15 protein-coding genes are annotated in these 18,986 nt (G+C 70.9%); 7 read left to right on the top strand and 8 right to left on the bottom strand.

Translation table 11 applies throughout. The annotated features are described in order from the left end of the window. Positions 1-2 precede the first annotated feature (2 nt). Positions 3-476 (bottom strand): TerB family tellurite resistance protein, encoded by a 474-nt coding sequence (locus tag EOINJALH_RS03900; RefSeq protein WP_088279004.1) that lies wholly within the window; start codon positions 474-476, stop codon positions 3-5. A gap of 174 nt (positions 477-650) precedes the next feature. On the opposite strand from EOINJALH_RS03900, the gene EOINJALH_RS03895 reads away from it, so the two are divergent. Next, on the top strand, positions 651-1,589 hold the full coding sequence (locus EOINJALH_RS03895; protein ID WP_088279003.1) for a dihydrodipicolinate synthase family protein: 939 nt from the start codon (positions 651-653) through the stop codon (positions 1,587-1,589). Between the two features lie 10 nt (positions 1,590-1,599). On the opposite strand, the gene ybaL is transcribed toward EOINJALH_RS03895, so the two are convergent. The 6 genes from ybaL to EOINJALH_RS03865 all read right to left on the bottom strand — a co-directional run bounded on the left by ybaL (position 1,600) and on the right by EOINJALH_RS03865 (position 9,755). Further along, positions 1,600-3,288, bottom strand: coding sequence for a YbaL family putative K(+) efflux transporter (gene ybaL / locus EOINJALH_RS03890; protein ID WP_088279002.1), 1,689 nt, complete (start codon positions 3,286-3,288; stop codon positions 1,600-1,602). A gap of 198 nt (positions 3,289-3,486) precedes the next feature. After that, a complete protein-coding gene (locus EOINJALH_RS03885; RefSeq protein WP_144289847.1) occupies positions 3,487-5,595 on the bottom strand; it encodes a vanadium-dependent haloperoxidase in 2,109 nt (702 codons plus the stop codon). A 164-nt stretch (positions 5,596-5,759) separates the two neighbouring features. Further along, the gene (locus EOINJALH_RS03880) at positions 5,760-5,984 is read right to left on the bottom strand and encodes a hypothetical protein (RefSeq protein WP_088279000.1); all 225 of its coding nucleotides are present in this window, start codon (positions 5,982-5,984) and stop codon (positions 5,760-5,762) included. Between the two features lie 95 nt (positions 5,985-6,079). Next, entirely contained in the window at positions 6,080-6,475 is a 396-nt protein-coding gene (locus EOINJALH_RS03875; RefSeq protein WP_088278999.1) for a response regulator transcription factor, read from the bottom strand. Then, complete coding sequence (locus EOINJALH_RS03870) at positions 6,472-8,814, bottom strand: ATP-binding protein (protein WP_088278998.1); 2,343 nt, start codon at positions 8,812-8,814, stop codon at positions 6,472-6,474. Before EOINJALH_RS03870 ends, EOINJALH_RS03875 begins: the two co-directional genes overlap by 4 nt. A 53-nt stretch (positions 8,815-8,867) precedes the next feature. Next, complete coding sequence (locus EOINJALH_RS03865; RefSeq protein ID WP_088278997.1) at positions 8,868-9,755, bottom strand: phosphate/phosphite/phosphonate ABC transporter substrate-binding protein; 888 nt, start codon at positions 9,753-9,755, stop codon at positions 8,868-8,870. Between the two features lie 236 nt (positions 9,756-9,991). Here EOINJALH_RS03865 and EOINJALH_RS03860 point away from each other — a divergent pair, with 236 nt between their 5' ends. The 3 genes from EOINJALH_RS03860 to EOINJALH_RS03850 all read left to right on the top strand — a co-directional run bounded on the left by EOINJALH_RS03860 (position 9,992) and on the right by EOINJALH_RS03850 (position 14,563). Continuing rightward, the gene (locus EOINJALH_RS03860) at positions 9,992-11,122 is read left to right on the top strand and encodes an HD-GYP domain-containing protein (RefSeq protein WP_088278996.1); all 1,131 of its coding nucleotides are present in this window, start codon (positions 9,992-9,994) and stop codon (positions 11,120-11,122) included. Positions 11,123-11,215: 93 nt separating this feature from the next. Beyond that, positions 11,216-11,968, top strand: a complete 753-nt coding sequence (locus EOINJALH_RS03855) for an ABC transporter substrate-binding protein (RefSeq protein ID WP_088279019.1) — start codon at positions 11,216-11,218, stop codon at positions 11,966-11,968. 24 nt (positions 11,969-11,992) lie between these two features. Continuing rightward, positions 11,993-14,563: a PAS domain-containing protein gene (locus EOINJALH_RS03850; protein ID WP_088278995.1), complete on the top strand. Its 2,571-nt coding sequence runs from the start codon at positions 11,993-11,995 to the stop codon at positions 14,561-14,563. Positions 14,564-14,587: 24 nt separating this feature from the next. Here EOINJALH_RS03850 and hppD read toward each other — a convergent pair whose 3' ends face one another. Next, positions 14,588-15,667, bottom strand: a complete 1,080-nt coding sequence (hppD, locus tag EOINJALH_RS03845) for a 4-hydroxyphenylpyruvate dioxygenase (protein WP_088278994.1) — start codon at positions 15,665-15,667, stop codon at positions 14,588-14,590. A gap of 163 nt (positions 15,668-15,830) precedes the next feature. Here hppD and EOINJALH_RS03840 point away from each other — a divergent pair, with 163 nt between their 5' ends. The 3 genes from EOINJALH_RS03840 to dsrP all read left to right on the top strand — a co-directional run bounded on the left by EOINJALH_RS03840 (position 15,831) and on the right by dsrP (position 18,852). Continuing rightward, positions 15,831-16,301, top strand: a complete 471-nt coding sequence (locus EOINJALH_RS03840; RefSeq protein ID WP_088279018.1) for an Lrp/AsnC family transcriptional regulator — start codon at positions 15,831-15,833, stop codon at positions 16,299-16,301. Between the two features lie 222 nt (positions 16,302-16,523). Beyond that, complete coding sequence (locus EOINJALH_RS03830; protein WP_199873141.1) at positions 16,524-17,618, top strand: 4Fe-4S dicluster domain-containing protein; 1,095 nt, start codon at positions 16,524-16,526, stop codon at positions 17,616-17,618. Positions 17,619-17,631: 13 nt separating this feature from the next. Further along, positions 17,632-18,852: a sulfate reduction electron transfer complex DsrMKJOP subunit DsrP gene (gene dsrP / locus EOINJALH_RS03825; protein WP_088278991.1), complete on the top strand. Its 1,221-nt coding sequence runs from the start codon at positions 17,632-17,634 to the stop codon at positions 18,850-18,852. Positions 18,853-18,986: the final 134 nt, after the last annotated feature.

The raw sequence follows: 18,986 nt of genomic DNA, 5'->3' as shown, positions 1-18,986 counted from the left end.
GGTCAAGCCCCGCCCGCGCCGGCCGCCTGCTCGGCGCGCAGCCGTGCGTTGACGTAGGCGCCTTGCGGCACGTGCAGCAGGTCGGCCACGCGCCACAGCACATGGCGCTCGTGCTCGCTGAGGTGGCCGTCGGCATAGGCCACGCGCCACATGTGCTCGATCATGCGCAGCTTCTGCGCCATGTCGAAGCGGTCGTTGATGCGCGAGGTGAAGGAGAACAGGTCGGTCGCGCCCTTCGCGGTGGTCTCGGCCAGTTCGGCCAGGCGCCCGGCCTCGTCGTCGGACAGCGCGAACTTGTCGCGCAGCGCGGCCAGCACGGCCTCGCGCTCGCCGGCGTGGAAGCTGGCATCGGCGCGCATCACCTCCACCAGCATCACCGCGGTGGCCAGCTGCAGCAGGTGCTCGGCCTGGCGCGTGTCGCTGCCGGGGGCGGGCGGCAGCAGGCTGTCGAACAGGTCCTTCAGGGTCTGGAGCATGGCGCGATGATGGCATGCCCGGTCGGCCGGGCAGTGAGCCCGCCGGGCCGCCCCAAGGGCGAACACCGGAGGGCGCAGTCCGAAGGTACTCCAGTGAGCCGCAGCGGCCGTCCGCCGCGCCGGCCAGAATGCGGGCCTGGACCTGCCTGTGTGCCTGCCCGCCTGGAGCCCCCGATGAGACTGACCGCCGACGCCCGAGGCGTCTACCCGATCGCCCCGACCCCCTTCCTCGACGATGGCCGCATCGACACCGCGTCGATCGACCGCCTGGTCGATTTCTACCTCGATATCGGAGCGACCGGCCTGACCGTGCTGGGCCAGCTGGGCGAGGCGCCCAAGCTCACCCATGCCGAGGGCGTGGCGGTGGCCACGCAGATGATCCGTCGCGCACCCGGACTGCCGGTGATCGTCGGTGTGTCGGCCCCCGGCTTCGCGGCGATGCGCGAGCTGACGCAGGACGTGATGGCCGCCGGCGCCGCCGGCGTGATGATCGCGCCGCCCAACACGCTGCGCACCGACGACCAGATCGTCGGCTACTACCGCCAGGCGGTGCAGGCGCTGGGCGCCGACGTGCCCTTCGTGATCCAGGACTACCCGCTGACCTTCTCGGTGCAGATGACGCCGGCGGTGATCCGCCGCATCGTCGACGAGCTGCCCTCGTGCGCGATGCTCAAGCACGAGGACTGGCCGGGCCTGGAGAAGATCTCGGCGCTGCGCGGCTTCGAGCGCGACGGCAGCATGCGCCACATCGCCATCCTGTGCGGCAACAACGGCCTGTTCCTCGACTACGAGATGGCGCGCGGTGCCGATGGCGCCAACACCGGCTATGCCTTCCCCGACATGCTGTGCGACGTGGTGCGCCTGTCCACCAGCGGCCAGCGCGAGGCCGCGCACGACCTGTTCGATGCCCACCTGCCGCTGCTGCGCTACGAGCAGCAGCCCGGCGTGGGCCTGGCCGTGCGCAAATACCTGCTGATGCGCCGCGGCCTGCTCGCCAGCGCGGCGATGCGCCAGCCCGCGGCCGCGATGAGCGCCACCGCCCGCGCCGAGGTCGAGCACCTGCTGGGCCGCCTGGCCCGGCACGACGAGCGGGCGCGGCTGCCGCCGGCCTGAACGACGCCGCTCAGCGCCGCGCGGCCCAGGCCTCGGCCACGTCGCGCACCAGTGCGTCGGCCACGGCGCCCTGGGCGTGCACCGCGCGCTGCGCGCCGGCGCCCAGCAGCAGGCGCGCCTCCTCGGCATTGGCGGCGCGCACCAGGATCGGCAGGCCCGGGTTCAGCGCGTGGGCGGTTTCGATCATCGGCCGCACGTCGGTGCTGTCGGATGCGGCCACCACCAGCAGGGCGGCCTCGGCGATGTGCGCCTGCACCAGCACCGACGGCTCGCCCGCGTCGCCCACCACCGCGGCCAGGCCCGCCTCGCGCAGCGACTCGACGCGCTCGCGGTTCTGGTCCACCACCACGAACGGGATGCCGCGCTCGGTGAGCGAGCGGGCCACCGCCCGCCCCACCACGCCATGGCCCACCAGCACCACCTGCCGCGACAGCACCTGGCGGCTGGTGCTCGTCGGCAGTTCGGCCAGCGGGTCGTCGCGCGCCTCGAGCCGCCGCGCCAGCGCCGAGCGGCCCACCACCCAGCGGCGCATTGGCTCGATCAGCGAGAACAGCAGCGGGTTCAGCGCGATCGACAGGATGGCGCCGGCCACGATCAGGCTCTTGGCCTCGGGCGGCAGCACGCCCAGGCTGCCGCCCAGCGCGGCCAGGATGAACGAGAACTCGCCGATCTGCGCCAGGCTCACCGACACCGTGAGCGCGGTGTTCAACGGGTAGCGCAGCGCCAGCACCAGCGCGGCGGCCGCCACCGACTTGCCGACCATGATGATCGCGGCCACGGCCAGCACCTGCAGCGGGCGATCGAGCAGCACCCGCGGGTCGAACAGCATGCCCACCGAGACGAAGAACAGCACCGCGAAGGCGTCGCGGAAGGGCAGCGATTCCTCGGCCGCGCGGTGGCTGAACTCCGATTCGCGCAGCACCAGGCCGGCAAAGAACGCGCCCAGCGCCACCGACACGCCGAACAGCGCGTAGGCACCGTAGGCGATGCCCAACGCCACCGCCACCACGCACAGCGTGAACAGCTCGCGCGAGCCCGTGGCGCTGATCTGCCACAGCACCCAGGGCAGCACGCGCCGCCCCACCACCAGCATCAGCGCGACGAAGGCGATCACCGCCAGCAGCGTGCGCGCCAGGGTGAGCGCCAGGTCGGTGGCCGATGCGCCGGCGGCGTCGCCCAGGGTCACCAGCGCCGGCAGCAGCACCAGCACCAGCACCATGGCCAGGTCTTCCACCACCAGCCAGCCCACGGCGATGCGGCCGTTCTGCGATTCGAGCACGCCGCGCGATTCGAGCGCGCGCAGCAGCACCACCGTGCTGGCCACCGACAGCGAGAGACCGAAGACCAGCGCCCCGGCCATGGACCAGCCCCAGCCCAGCGCCACGACGGTGCCCAGCGCCGTGGCCACCGCCATCTGCACCATCGCGCCCGGGATGGCGATCTTGCGCACGGCCATCAGGTCGTCGATGGAGAAGTGCAGGCCGACGCCGAACATCAGCAGCATCACGCCGATCTCGGCCAGCTGCGTGGCCAGCCCCACGTCGGCCACGAAGCCCGGCGTGAAGGGCCCGATCAGCACGCCGGCCAGCAGGTAGCCCACCAGGGCCGGCAGCTTCAGCCGCGCGGCGGCGAAGCCCAGCACCAGGGACAGCCCCAGCGCGGCGGCCATCGTGACGATGAGGGGCATGGAATCGTGCATCGCTTCAGGCGGGTGGGGCGGCCGGGCCGCGCGACGGCGGCCTGGCCCGGGCGCCAGCGTGAGATGGCGAGGTTGGCGCCCACTGCGCGGCGCCGCGTGGGGGAGTGTGACGGCTGCGCGATGTCCGTGGGCCGCCAGGCCCATCGCCGGGCCGGTGACCGCGCCTGACCCGCGCCGGACCGCCCGGCCCGGTGGCGGCTACTGCGCCGGCAGCAGCGGCACCGCCAGCATCGACCAGGGCCGGGCCTTGGCCAGCGTCTGGCAGACCGTGGCCACCGGGCCCCCGGGGCCGCTGAAGCCGGCGCCGATGACGTCCGACGAGGGCTCCGAGCCACCGGGCTTGCTGACCGCGGCCCAGTCCAGGGCCTGGCCGGCACCGGGCATCACCCCGCCGGCGTCGGAATTGGCCGCCAGCACCGTGGCCACCAGCGGCGCCGGGGCGTTGGCCAGCGTCAGGCACGCCGCACGGCCGGTGCCGGCGGCCGCGCGCAGGGTGCCGAACGGCGTGGTCTGGTGCACCCCGCTGAAGTTGGTCGCGCCCGCGACCAGGTCGTCCCTGGCCGTCATCTGCACCTGCACGGTGGCGGTGCCGACCGGTGGGTCGACCAGCACCCACAGCTCCACGCGGTTGTCGCCACCCGGCCCGTTCTGCGAGGCCAGCCGGGCGAGGGCTGCGGTGCCGTAGGCGACGCTGCGCACCGGGTTGTCCTTGGTGGTGGTGGCCACGCCGACGACGAGCAGCCGGTCGCTCGACGGCCCGACGGTGTGATGCCAGCTCAGCGACCGGGCTTCGGGCGTGGACGCCCGGCTGGACGCGCCGGCCGCCAGGCCGCCGTCGAACAGGGCGCGTGCCTTGGCCAGCACCTGCTGCGCCACCAGCCGGCCGACGGCCTGGCCGATGGTGTTGTCGTCGGAAGAGTGGATGCCGGCAAACAGCCGCGACTGGCCCGCCTCGTCGGCGGCCGCGCTGAATGTCGGGTAGGTGAGCACGGTGTCCACCGCCGGCACGCCGGGCTCCACGCGGCCGAAATTGCGCGGCACCAGGACGGAGAAGCCGAAGTGGTCGCTGCCGGTGAAGGCCCGCAGCACCTCGGCGCTGGCCGACGAGAAGGTGGAGTGGCCGGAGATGTAGCCCGGGAAGGCCGGCGAGAGGTTGCTGCCGGGGTTGTACGGTGTCCACTTGCCGGCGTCGATCAGCTGCTGGGGCCGGCCGGGGCCGCCCCAGGCGAACTCGAGCGTGCCCCGCCTGAAGTGGCGCACCAGGGTGATCGGCCGCACGCCCTCGTGCTTGCGCTTGAGATGCCAGGCCACGATGCCGGCGTCGAAGGACGCGTTGTGCATCGCGAAGAACATCTTCACGTCGTCGTCGATCGTGTGCCGGTCGCGCCGCGACACGTGCTGGGCGAACAGGCCCCAGTGGCCGGGGGGCAGTTCCGAATCGGGGCCGTCGGCCCAGTATTCGACGATGAGCTTCTGGTGCGGCGTCAGCCTGGCACTGAGGCGCAGCATCTCGTCGATGTCGGCCTGCAGGCGTGCCGGGCTTTGCAGGTAGTTGGGGACTGGCGCGATGTCGGGGCGCTGGTCGTAGACATTGCCCGAGCTCAGCGCGAACGGCCGCACCAGGCCCCAGTGCGGCGCGATGAAGGTCTGCACCGCGCCCACGTCGTTGACCAGGGGCTGCCAGCGGAAGGGGTCGGACACGTTCAACGGGCAGGGGCCCGGCGTCGTCGGCAGGCAGAAGGGCATCGGCGCATTGACCGGCGCGTAGCCGGTGGTGTCGGCGTAGGGGCCGGTGCCCAGGTCGCCATACTGGTTGGAGCCGTCGTGGCGGCGGCTGGCGATCACCGCGGCGGCCGCGGCGTTGCCGATGCCCTGGGGCGTGGACACCTGCAGCGAGGCATCGGCCGGGTCGTGGCCCTGGGCACGCATCACCGCGGCCAGCCTCGCGGCACCGGCAGGGAACAGGTTGAGCAGGCAGCGGTGGGCCGCGTGGCCGATGGCCTTGGCCTTGTTGGCCTCGGTGCGCTCGGCCAGCGGCCGGCGCGGCAGCGTGGCCACGGCGCCGGCCGCCCGGGCGTCGTAGGGCACCCACGCGTCGTACATGCAGGTGTGCGCGATGGCCAGCGCGCGCGCCACCACCGGCGGGCCCATGCGCGAGGCGCGCACTTCGTCGAGGGCGGCCTGGTTCCAGACTGCCACGGTGGTGGGGGCGTCGGGCAGCGGCGCGGCCAGGGCCGGCGCGCCCGGCATCGACAGCCACAGCGTGACGGCCGATGCCGCGTGAAGGAAGGGGGATCTGGGCGCCATGGACTGCCTCCGCCGCGGGGTGTCGCCACGGCCCGCATCGTCGCGACGGTGGCCGGTGAGAAAACACTCTAGCAGACGGGGGGCCACGGTTCGTTCAGCCAAGAAAAACGGCCCCGAAGGGCCGTTTCGATGTCGTGGGCGGCGAACGCGCCCGTGCGCCGCGGTCAGAGCGGCGCGGCCTTGCGCGTGTCGGCGGCAGGCTTGGCAGCGACCTTGGTGCTGGTCTTCTGCACGGCGGCCGTGGAGACGGTCGTTTGAGCCGACGGGGCGGTCTTGGTGGACGCCGCGTGCTTGCTGGTGGCCGGTGCCATGGCGTCCTTGGCGCCATCACCGGGGCAGGCCAGCGCAGTGCCGGCAACGAAGGCAAGGGGCAGCAACAGGAATTTCATAGGCGACTCCGGGCGGGTGGACAAGGTGCGGAGCATACGTCCGGGGCCGCCGCGGGCCGAACGTCGCGCCGGGCATTCCCCAGCGTGACGCAGGGTCATTGCGGCGATTGCTGCGGTGCGCGGGCCTGCTCGAGCAGGCGCTCGATGGTGTCCACCAGGTCGCTCGGGCTGAAGGGCTTGGCCAGGAAGGCTTCGGCGCCGGCCTGCTCGCCGGCCCGGTGGTCCTTCTCCTGGGCGCGGGCGGTCAGCATCACGACCGGGGCATGCGCCAGCTTCGGGTCGGCCTTGATCCGGGCGCAGACCTCGAAGCCGTCCATCCCGCCGGGCATCATCACGTCGAGCAGCACCAGGTCGGGCACCAGGCGTTGCGCGCTCTCCAGCCCCTGCGGGCCATTGGCGGCTTCGTGGATCTCGTGGCGTTCGGTGTCGATCGTCCAGCGGATGAGTCGGCGGATGTCGGCCTGGTCTTCGATGACGAGGATGCGGCTCATGTCAGCTCCAATGTGTTCGGAATGCCCTCGGGCAGATGGCGGTGCGCGTCGGCCCGCGGGTGCCGAGGCACCACGGCCTCCGGCACCGCCGGCAGCCACAGGGTCACGGTGGTGCCGACGCCGGCCGTGCTGTCGATGGCCAGCTGGCCGTCGAGCAGTTCGACGATCTCCTTCACGATGCTCATGCCCAGGCCGGTGCCGGGGATGTTGCCGGAGGCGTCGGCGCGGTAGAAGCGTTCGCACACGCGCGACAGCTGGGCCGGCGTCATGCCGATGCCGCGGTCGCGCACCTGCACGCCGATGGCCGCGCCGTCGGGGCCGTCGCGGTGCACCACGGTCACGCTCACCGGCTGCCCGTCGGGCGAGTACTTGAAGGCGTTGGACAGCACGTTGCCCAGCGCCTGCCGCAGCTTGTTGCGGTCGGCGCGCACCGTGGCCGGCGCCTCGTCGCCGTCGAGCACCGGCAAGGCGCGGTCCTGCGGCGGCTTGAAGTCGCGCAGCACCTGCGCCGCCAGCTCGGACAGGTCGAGCGTCTCGATCTCGAAATCGCGGCCGCTGCGCGACTCGATGCGCGCCAGGTCGAGCAGTTCGTTGAGGATGGTGATCATCAGCTCGCTCTGGCGGTGGATGGTCTCCGCGATCTCGTGCTGCTGGTCGGTGGTCATGCGCCGCCGTGCCATCAGCTCGGCGAAGCCGTAGATGCTGGCCATCGGCGTGCGCAGCTCGTGCGCGGCAGTGGACAGGAACTCGCTCTTCATGCGGTCGACCACGGTCTCGTGCGTCACGTCGCGCAGCGACAGCACCTGCGAGATGGCCTCGGTGGTGCCCTGGCGCAGCCGCGCTTCCAGCACGCGGTCGGCCGGCCGCACCAGCTCGATCAGTTCGCGCGGCGGGCGCCCTCGCGTGCTCGTGGCGGTCGAGGCCCGGCGCATGGCCTCGAAGCCGCACCAACCGCGGGTGTCGTCGCCCTGCGCGCGCAGCAGCGATTCGACCTGGCCCTCGGGTGCGCCCAGCACGCGCTCGGCGGCGATGCCGGTGAGCCGGGTGAAGGCCGGGCTGACGTAGTTGACGCGGCGGCGCGCGTCGAACGAGACGAAGCCGTCGGGGCTGAGCGCGAAGATCGCGTCGAGCTGCTCGCCGCGCATCTGCAGGCGGTGCACCAGGCCCGAGATCATGGACGAGATCGCCGCCAGGTCGTCGGGGCCGGTGGCCGGGGCCGGCAGGTCGGGCGTCAGGCCTTCGAGCACGCGGCGCAGGGCCACCAGGGCCTGCTCGCGCGCCTCCAGTTCGGCGCGCAGGCGCTGGTCGAGCCGGTGCTGCTCGCTGACGTCGCGGCAGGCCAGCACGTAGCCCGAGGTGTTGCCGTCGGGGGCCAGGATGGGCGACAGCGTGGTGTCGACGACCACCTCGCCGCGCTCGGCCTGGTGCAGCGTGGTGCGGCGGCCGCTCCAGGCGACCAGGCCCTCTTCGCCGAAGACCAGCCCGGGCAGCAGTTGGCCGATCGGCTGACCGGCGGCGGCCTCGGCGTCGCGGCCGGTCATCGCGCAGGCCGCGGGGTTGGCCAGCAGCACGCGGCCCGTCGGGTCGAGCGTGAACACGCCGTCGGCGATCGCCCCCAGCGTCACCGTGGCCTGCACGCGGTGCGACTGCAGCCGCTCGGCGGCGCGGCCGAGCACGGCGAAGGTTTCCTGGAACTCGGTCGGCGCCTCCTCGGCGGCCAGCATCGACGGTGCAGCGTGGCCCCCATGCATGGCCTCCTCGAAGGCCTGCAGGCGGCCCAGCTTGCCCAGCCAATGCACCAGCGGAAAGCGGATCAGCACCAGGCCGCCGACCAGGCTGGCCACGGCCATCAGCAGGGCGATGCGCACCTGTTCCCACAGCAGGCCGGCGATGCGCTCGGTGGCGAAGCTCAGGCGCAGCACGCCGTAGTCGCGGCCGCCCACGGCGATGGTCTGGTTGGTGTCGTAAAGGCGCGCGGCCACCAGGTTGGCCAGCCAGGCTGGCGGCTGGGTGCGCGGGCGCTCGGCCTGCTTTGCGCTGACGGCGCCACCGCGGATGTCGATGAAGCTCGCGCTCGCGAACGACGAGTGGTAGACGGCCTGCTCGAGCGTGCGGCGGATGGTGTCGTAGTCGCCGATCACCGCGCTGTCGGTGACGCTGGGCACGATCACCGCGCTCAGCGTCGCAGCGCGCTCCTGGGCCTCGTCCATCTCCACGGTGAACTGGTGGCGGTAGAACAGGCCCAGCCCGGCGGCCACGAAGGCCAGCAGGGTGACGGTGTACAGCGCGTACACCCGGCCGACGAGCGAGCGCGGCAGCAGGCTGAAGGTCTTGGCCATGGATCAGTGGCAGTGGGCGGGGTGCATCGGCGCGCCGGGCGCGGGGTGCGCGGTCAACGCAGCGACGCCGGGGCGGTGCGGTAGAACTCGCGGTAGGTGGCGTATTCGCTGCCGTCCGAGGCGATGAAGTGGGCGTCGGCGCCCAGCCCCACCTGGGCCGAGGCCTGGTGCAGGATCTCGCGGCCCTTGGGGTCGGCGGCCATGTCGACGAAGGCCTTGGCCACTGCCTTCTGGGCCTTCTCGGGCACCTTGGACGACACCATCAGCGCCAGGTCGTGCACCGGCGGCGAACTCCACAGCACGCGGTACTGCTTGCCCTCGCGCCGGGCGTAACCCTCGACCAGCTGCGAGTTGGCACCCACGGCGGCGACCTTGCCGCTGAACAACTGCGCCAGCGCGCCGTCCATGTTGCCGCCGAAGACGGTCTTCACCTCGATCTTCTTCGACAGCAGGTGCGCGGTCGGGAACTTGTAGGCCACCAGCGCCTCCGGGCCGGGGAAGGCCACCTCCTTGCCCTCCAGCTGCGCCACGCTGGTGATCGGCGAATCGGCCGGCACCACGATCTGGCCGTGCACCGGCGGCGTCAGGCGACGGCCGAAGACCTTCCAGCCCAGTTGCTCGCGCTCGGGGCTGAACAGGTGGTTGGTGAAGACGAACTCGATCTCCTGGGCCAGCACGAAGGCGGTGGTGTCGGCCGAGGTGCGGCCGATCTTGAGCTGCAGCTTGACGCCGCTCTTCTCGGACACGTAGCCGATGATCGGGTTCCAGTAGGCGGCGGTCAGGTTGATGCCGGTCTGGTTGACCGGCGAAAAGCGGTAGATCGGCTCGTCGCTGGCGACGGCGGGCAAGGTGGCCGTGGCCAGCGCGGCCAGCGCCAGGACGAGGTGCCGGCGCGCCGGCGACAGGATCGAAGGCAGGGTCGGGAACGAACGCAGGCTCATGGGGTGCTTCTCCGTGCTGTGCGCTCGCGGGACGGCCAGACCGGCCCGGACAGACCTGTCCCGACCCGGCAGCCAGCGAGTGCTGAGGGGGATATCGGCCGCGGTGCCGAGGCCTTGAGCCCGAGGGCCGATTCAAGTTGTGGGCACGGCGTGCCGAAGACCGGGACATCGTGCGGTGGAGTCGGCCCTTCGGGCCGGCCGTGCCGCGTCCATCCCCTTGCACGGAGCCCGCGCCCATGAGCGAAGCCGCCAGCTGCCATGACGGCCACCCTGTCGGCCACGATGACGTCCAGGCGGCGCGCATCATGGTGGTGGACGACGAGCCCGCCAACCTCAAGCTGCTGAGCCTGATCCTGCGCTCCGAAGGCTACCGGCACATCGAGCTGGTGCAGGACCCGCGCGAGGTGCTGGGCCGCTACCGCGCCGCCCGGCCCGACCTGATCCTGCTCGACCTGAACATGCCGCACCTTGACGGCCATGACGTGCTGGCCCAGCTGGCGGCGCTGGCCGACCCGCTGGCCCCGCCGGTGGTGGTGCTGACCGCGCAGTCGGGCGAGGAGGTGCTGGTGCGCGCGCTGCAGGGCGGCGCCACCGACTTCCTGACCAAGCCCTACAACCGGCGCGAGCTGCTGGCCCGCGTCTGCAACACGCTGATGGCCCACCGGGGCCGGCGCCTGCTGCACGACCAGAACAGCCTGCTCGAGACCCTGGTGCAGCAGCGCACGCAGCAGCTGCGCCAGTCGCAGCTGGACATCGTGCAGCGGCTCGGCCGGGCCTCGGAGTTCCGCGACAACGAGACCGGCCAGCACATCATGCGGATGAGCCACGCCTCGGCGCTGCTGGCCGCGCGGCTGGGCTGGCCACCGGAGGCCTGCGAGCTGGTGCTCAATGCCAGCCCGATGCACGACGTGGGCAAGATCGGCATCCCCGACGGCATCCTGCTCAAGCCCGGCCCGCTGACGGCCGACGAGCGCGAGGTGATGCAGACGCACACGCTGATCGGCGCGCAGATCCTGCATGGCGCCGGCAACGAACTGCTCGACATGGCCCGCGAGATCGCGCTGTCGCACCACGAGCGCTGGGACGGCACCGGCTACCCGCACGGCCTGGCCGGCGAGGCCATCCCGGCGGCGGCGCGCATCGTCGCCATCACCGACGTGTTCGACGCGCTCACCTCGGAGCGGCCGTACAAGAAGGCCTGGGCCGTGGACGACGCGGTGCGCTACATGCTGGACAACGCCGGCAAGCACTTCGACCCGACCATGCTGCACTGCTTCGTCACCCTGGTGCCCGAGCTCGAGCAGATCCGCCACCGCTTTGCCGAACCCGAGCACAACGCGGTCAGGCTGCTGGCCGATGTGCACTGACCGGCCCTCCCCCTTTTGCTGTCTGGAGACTCCGTCGTGACATCCCGTTTGCTCTGCCGCCCGGCCGCCCTGGCCCTGGCCGTGCTGCTGTCGATGACCGCTGCCGGCCCGGCCGCGGCCGGGCCCGTGCTCGACCGCATCAAGGCGTCGGGCCAGCTGCGCGTGTGCATCTGGCCCGACTACTACGGCATCACCTACCGCAGCCCGCGCACGCAGCAGCTCACCGGCATCGACATCGAGCTGTCGCAGGCCCTGGCCAAGGACCTGGGGGCCGCCGTGGTGCACGTCGACACCTCGTTCCCGAAGCTCGTCGAGGACGTGACCGGCGAGCGCTGCGACATCGCGATGTTCGCCGTGGGCGTGCTGCCGCAGCGGCAGCAGCACCTGAAGTTCTCGCAGCCCTACCTGCAGAGCGACATCTACGGCGTCACCACCCGCAGCAGCCGCGTCGTCAAGACCTGGGCCGACATCGACAAGCCCGGGGTGCAGGTGGGTGTGCAGGCCGGCACCTTCATGGAGCCGGTGATGGCCGCCGGGCTGAAGCAGGCCAAGATGGTGGTCGTCAAGCCGCCGCAGACGCGCGAGCAGGAGCTGGAGGCCGGCCGCGTCGACGTCTTCATGACCGACTACCCGTACAGCCGGCGCCTGCTCGACAACGCCGACTGGGCCCGGCTGGTGTCGCCGCCCGCGCCGTACCACGTGCTGCCCTATGCCTACGCGGTGAAACCCGGCGACGACGACTGGCTGCGCCAGGTGGACGAGTTCGTCAAGCGCATCAAGCACGACGGCCGGCTCGAGGCCGCCGCCCGTCGCCACGGCCTGCACGAGATCGTGGTCGCCAGGTAAGCGTTGGCCGACACCGCACCGACCATGGACCGCACCCGGCGCACGGAACTGCCCCGCTGGCTGAGCAGCGCCTCGGTGGCCTGGATGGGGGCGCTGCTGGCCGCGCTGGCCGTGGCCCTGGCCGCCGGGTTCGCGTGGCACGAGTCGAACGACGTCGAGCAGCACGAGCTGCACGGCAGCGAGACCCTGGCCCGCGTGCTGGCCGACCACGCCGATCGCACCTTCAACACGCTGGATGTGTCGCTGGCCACGCTGTCGCGCTCGCTCAACGACCTGCGCGCCGAGCCCGACCCCGAGCGCCTGGCGGCGCTGCTGGCCAATGCGCAGCAGGGCCTGCCGTTCCTGCGCAGCCTGTCGCTCATCGACGATCGCGGTCGCGTGCTGGCCAGCTCCAGCGCGGCCAACGTGGGCATGGTGCTCGACCCGAAACGCGTGCCGTTGCCCTTGCCCGGCGTGGTCGATCGGCTGGGCCCGCTGGTGGCTGGCCGAGACCTGGCCGATGCCGCCGCGACGGCCGGAGGCGCGGCCTCGGCCGCCAGCCCGCGCAGCTTCGTGCCGCTGGTGCGGGCAGCGTTCGACCGGGGCGAGCCGCCTCGCTACGTGGTGGCCGCGATCAACACCGACTACTTCGCCAACGAGCACCAGCTGCTCCTGGCCGATGCCGGCCGCTCGGCCGGCCTGCTGTCCGTCGACGGCACGCTGCTCAGCGCCACCGAGGGCATCGCGCTGGCGCCGGGCCACAAGGCGTCGGAGCACCGCTTCTTCACCCAGTTCCTGCCGGCCCACGAGCAGGGCAGCTACGTCGGGCCCGGCCTCGACGGCGGCCGGGTGGTCACCGCCTTCCGCCTGCTGCGGCAGCGGCCGCTGGCCGTGCTGGTGGAGCACGACCACGCGCGAGTGATGGCCGAGTTCGACCATGTGCGGGTCTGGGTGGCGGCCATGTGCGCTGCCGCGCTGCTGGTCATCGGCGCCATGGCCGGCATGGCCTGGCGCAGCCTGCGCAGCCACGAGGCCGTGCGCAGCGCGCTGGAATCCAGCCGCGAGCAGGTGGCCTCCAGCGAGCGCGACCTGCGCACCCTGGTCGACAGCGTGCACGAGCTGATCTTCCGCACCGATGCGGCCGGCCGGATCACCTACGTCAATGGGCGTTGGGAAGAAATCAGCGGTACCGCCGTCGGCAACGCGATGGGACGGGAACTGGCCAGGCTCTGCCTGCCCGAGGACCGGCCGCAGGTCGAGGCCCTGGTGGCGCAGGCCGCCGCTGGCGGTGCCACCAAGCGCATGGTGCGCGTGCTGGACGCCCGGCAGGTGCAGCGCACGCTCGAGGTGTCGCTGAGCGCGGTGCGCGATGGCGATGGCGTGCTGATCGGCCATGCCGGCTTCGCCGTCGACGTCTCCGAGCGGCAGCAGGCCCGGGAGCGGCTGCAGGCGCAACTGGACTTCACCGCCCGGCTCATCGAGATCAGCCCGACGCCGCTGTTCGTCAAGGACAGGCAGGGCCGTTTCGTCAACGTCAACCGCGCTTGGCTCGAGCTGATGCAGCTCACGGCCGCGCAGGTGATCGGCCGCACCTCGGCCGACCTGTACGGCGCGGCGGCACCGTTCCACATCACCCACGACGAGCGGCTGATGCAGTCGGAAGAGCGCATCAGCTACGACAACCGCCTGCAGCGCCCCGATGGCGAGTGGCGCGACACGGTGGTCACCAAGCTGCGCTTCACCGACGCCGACGGCAGCCCGGCGGGCATCATCGGCAGCATCATCGACGTGACCGAGTTCCGCGAGGCCGAGCGCACCACCCGCGAGGCGCGCGACGCCGCCGAGCGCTCCAACCGCGCCAAGTCGGAGTTCATCGCCAACATGAGCCACGAGTTGCGCACGCCGCTGCAGGCCATCATCGGCTTCTCCGAGCTGGGCACCAAGCTGGCGGCCGCGCACGAGGACTTCCTCGACATGTTCTGCGAGGTGCATGCCGGCGGCCGGCGCATGCTGACGCTGGTGAACGCGCTGCTCGACCTGTCCAAGCTCGAGAGCACGGTGGGCTCGCTGGCGTTGCACCGTCGCGACCTGGCCACGCTGGTGTCCGAGGTGGCGCGCGAGCTGCGGCCGCTGGCCGGGCAGCGCGACATCGAGCTCGTGCTGCGCCCGCCGCAGCAACCGCTGGGCGCCGACGTCGACGCCTTCCGCATGCAGCAGGTCATCCGCAATGTGCTGGCCAATGCGCTGCGCTTCGCGCCGATCGGCAGCGCCATCGAGCTGGACTGCCTGCCCACGCCCGACGGCGGCACCGAGATCGTGGTGCGCGACCATGGGCCGGGCATCCCGGCCGACGAGCTGGAGTCGATCTTCGACGCCTTCGTGCAGTCCAGCCGCACCGCCGACGGCGCCGGCGGCACCGGCCTGGGCCTGACCATCTGCCGCAAGATCATGAGCGCGCACGGCGGCAGCATCGCCGCCGAGAACGCGGCCGGTGGCGGCGCGGTGATGCGCATCCGCCTGCCGGCGGCGCGGCCGGTGGACGACGGCGAGGCGGTGCCGGCCGAGGCCGACGCGGCCGACGCCGTTCGCCCGGAGGCGGTCGACCTGGCGCTGTGACGCTGCCGCGCCGTGGCGCGACGCTCAGGCCCCCGACGTGATCGCGCCGCGGCGCAGCTGGTCGCGCTCCAGCGACTCGAACAGCGCCTTGAAGTTGCCCTCGCCGAAGCCGTCGTCGTTCTTGCGCTGGATGAACTCGAAGAACACCGGCCCCAGCAGCGTGCCCGAGAAGATCTGCAGCAGCAGGCGCTTCTCGCCGCCGGCGGTGGAGCCGTCGAGCAGGATGCCGCGCGTCTTCAGCGCGGCCACCGGCTCGCCGTGGCCGGGCAGGCGCTCGTCGAGCATCTCGTAGTACACGTCGTTGGGCGCCGTCATCAGCGGCACGCCGGCCAGCTGCAGGCGGTCGACGGCGGCCACCAGGTCGTCGCAGCGCAGCGCGATGTGCTGGATGCCCTCGCCGTTGAACTGCATCAGGAACTCCTCGATCTGCCCGCTGCCCTTGCCCGATTCCTCGTTCAGCGGGATGCGGATCAGGCCGTCCGGCGCCGTCATGGCCTTGCTGGTCAGGCCGGTGTACTCGCCCTGGATGTCGAAGTAGCGGATCTGGCGGAAGTTGAACAGCCGCTCGTAGAACCGGCCCCAATACTCCATGCGGCCGCGGTAGACGTTGTGCGTGAGGTGGTCGATCTCGTAGAAGCCGTGGCCCTGGGGCCGGCGGCCCACGCCGGGCAGGAAGTTGAAGTCGATGTCGTAGATGGACAAGCCATCTTCGAATCGATCGATCAGGTACAGCGGCGCACCACCGATGCCCTTGATGGCCGGCAGCTTCAGCTCCATCGGCCCCGTCTGGATGTCCACCGGCTGGGCGCCGAGCTCGAGCGCGCGGTTGTAGGCGTGGTGCGAGTCCTTCACCCGGAAGGCCAGACCGCAGGCGCAGGGGCCGTGCTCGGCGGCAAAGTAAGCGGCCGGGCTGCGCGGCTCGCGGTTGACGATGAAGTTGGCGCCGCCCTGGCGGTACAGCAGCACGTCCTTCGAGCGGTGGCGGGCCACCAGGCTGAAGCCCAGCTGCTCGAACAGCGGCTCCAGCACGCCGGGTGTGGGCGAAGCGAATTCGACGAACTCGAAGCCGCACAGGCCCATGGGGTTGTCGAAGAGGTCGGCCATGTCGGTTGCTCCACGAAGCGTCGAAAGGGGGCGCCCGTCCACCGTGGCGGGCACGTGGCGGCACTGTAGGCAAGGTGGCGCGCAATTGCATTGCAAAGGGCCTCGGGATCGACCCTGGGCGGAGAAATAATCTCTCCTGATTTCATTGAATCAGGAGACGATCTTGCAGGAAGCCGATCTCGACCCCATCGATCGCCGCATCCTGGGCCACTTGCAGGCCCATGGGCGTGCGTCCAACCTGGAACTGGCCGAGGCCGTGCACCTGTCGCCGGCGCAGTGCCATCGACGCCACCGGCGGCTCGAGGAGCGCGGCCTCATCGTGGGCTACGAAACCCGCGTCGATGCCGGGCGCATCGGCCTGGGCGTGGTGGCCTTCATCCACGTGACGATGGAGCGCGGGCACCTGCGCGAACTGCCCAAGTTCAAGGACCTGATCGCCGGCATGGCGCAGATCCAGGAGTGCTACGCCGTCACCGGCGATTCGGACTACGTGCTCAAGGTGGTGGCGCGCGACCTGAAGTCGCTGTCGGACTTCCTGATGGACACGCTGATGCGCACGCCGGGCGTCAACACCGTGCGCTCGAGCGTGTGCCTGGACGAGTTGAAGTGCACGAGCGCCTTGCCCCTGGATTGACGCCACACGGGCGTGCCGTCGCGCGCCAGGGAGGCCCCGCGGTCGATGGCGCGGCGGCCGGCGACGGATGGGCTGCGCGCCGCTAACGCATGAAAAGAACGCGTGCCCGGTTGATTTGACCTCGATCAATGGCCAGCGGGTGAGGGTTTTCCACAATGCGTGCCAGATTCGTCGAAGTCCGAGGACTTCGGGGTGAAGTATTTCCCGAACTGGAGCCGAACCGTGACCACCACCCGAGCGTCCCTCCCCGCCGCCGAGGCCAGGGAGCCCGCCCCCGTCTGCGTGGAGCCGCCGGCTTCCGCAGACCCGTCCAAGGCCGTCGTGAAGCGCTCGCGCCGAGACTTCCTGCGGTCGAGCGGCCAGGTGAGCCTGTCGTCGTTGATGGGCACGGCGGCCTTGATGGCGGCGCCCGGCGATGCCAAGGCGGCGGTCGAGTGGGCCGAGCACTTCCAGAAGAACTATCGTCTGATGACGCCGGAAGAGAAGGTCGAATCCCGCGCCCGCCTCGAGAAGCGCTATTCGGGCGAATACGGCAAGAAGGTGTCCGTGGACATCACGGAAGCCCAGCCCGGCATGCTGATGGGCTATGCCCTGAACATCCGCAAGTGCATCGGCTGCCGGCGCTGCGTGAAGGCCTGCGTCGAAGAGAACAACCAGTCGCGCGGTGCCCGCCCCGGCGAGCGCATCGAGTGGATCCAGGTGCTGCGCATGGAGCGCGGCGAGTTCACGAAAGAGAAGATGAACCAGGGCTACCCCGAAGGCCTGGGCATCCAGGTGGGCGGCAACGCCTACAGCCCGGCCGGCCAGGTGCTCGAGGGCCAGTACTTCTACGAGCCCGAGAAGGTGCCCGAGAAGGAAGCCAACTACATGCCCATCGCCTGCATGCAGTGCGAGAAGCCGCCCTGCGTGAAGGTGTGCCCGGTGCGCACCACCTACCGCGAGGCCGACGGCCCGGTGGTCATCGACTACAACTGGTGCATCGGCTGCAAGATGTGCATGAACGCCTGCCCCTACTGGGCGCGGCGCTTCAACCTGACCACGCCGGTGCTGCCCAAGGAGGCGATGAACCCGGTGACGCACTACCTGGGCAACCGCCCGCGCATGCGCGGCGTGGTCGAGAAGTGCCACTGGTGCCTGCAGCGCACCCGCCACGGCCGCTACCCGGCCTGCGTGGAAGTGTGCCCGGTGGGTGCGCGCAAGTTCGGCAACCTGCTCGACCCCGAGAGCGAGGTCAGCAAGGTGCTGGAGCGCAAGAACGTGTTCCGCCTGAAGGCCGAGCTGAACACCTTCCCGAAGTTCTTCTACTTCTACGACTGACCGGAGACGGACCGTGCTGCTCAGATTCGTTTCCGACTACGTGCGCTACGTGCTCAAGGGTGGCGCCAAGTTCTACGCCTGGATGGGCCTGCTGTCGCTGCTCATCGCCGGCATGCTGTACGTGTACTACCTGCAGAACACCGAGGGCCTGATCGTCACCGGCCTGACCAGCCAGATCCACGACGGCCTGTACCTGGCCAACCTGGTGTTCCTGGTGGGCGTGGCGGCGGGGGCGGTGACCATCGTCTTCCCGGCCTACGTGTACCACCACGAGGGCATGCACAAGGTGACCGTGCTGGGCGAGATGCTGGCCATCTCGGCGGTGATCATGGTGATGATGTTCGTCTTCGCCCACATGGGCCGGCCCGACCGGCTGTGGCACATGATCCCGCCGTTCGGCATCTACAGCTTCTCGTCGATGCTGGGCTGGGACGTGCTGGTGCTCAACGGCTACCTGATCCTGAACGCCATCGTCGGCTTCTGGTACCTGTACTCCAAGTACACGGGCAAGCCGGTGAACAAGAAGATCTTCATGCCGCTGGTGTACGTGTCCATCGTCTGGGCGCTGTCCATCCACACCGTCACGGCCTTCCTGCTGGCCACCAACCCGTCGCGGCCGATGTGGTTCCACAGCATGATGCCCATCCGCTTCATCGCCACCGCGTTCGCGGCCGGCCCGGCGCTGATCATCATCGCCTTCCTGATCATCCGCAAGAACACCAAGTTCTGGATCGACGACAGCGCGATCCACCTGCTCACCACCATCGTCACCTGGTGCCTGGGCATCGCGATCTTCCTCACGCTGTCCGAGGTGGTGATCGAGCTGTACGCCCGCACCGAGCACGCCAACGGCCTGTACTACCTGATGTTCGGCCTGCACGGCCTCACCGGCCTGGTGGCCTGGTTCTGGAGCGCCGTGGCGCTGATGCTGGTGTCCTTCGTGCTGTTCCTGATCCCCTCGGTGCGCAAGGACATGTCCAAGCTGCCCATCGTCTGCGCGATGGCGTTTGCCGGCATCTGGATCGAGAAGGGCATGGGCCTGGTCGTGCCCGGCTTCATCCCGTCGCCCATCGGCGAGGTGACCGAGTACTACCCCACCTTCGTCGAATGGCTGATGACGCTGGGCATCTGGGCCTTCGGCTTCTTCATCCTGACCATCCTGCTCAAGGGCGCCATCGGCATCCTGGTGGGCGACATCAAGGCCGGCGCCAGCCCGGCCGTCGCGGCGAAGTGAGGGGGCGATCATGAACAGGAACAAGAGGTTTGCATTCGTGGCGGCCGCGCTGGCGCTGTGCTGCGGCGCGCTGATCTCGGTGGTGGCGCAGGTCACCCCGAAGGCCGGTGCCGCCAGCCCCCCCGTGGCCGCAC

The organism is Ideonella sp. A 288 (assembly GCF_002198735.1).
In the GTDB taxonomy this organism is placed as follows: Bacteria; Pseudomonadota; Gammaproteobacteria; order Burkholderiales; family Burkholderiaceae_C; genus Pseudaquabacterium.
Note: the sequence above shows the minus strand (reverse complement) of the source record. Positions and strands in the feature narration are given on the sequence as shown.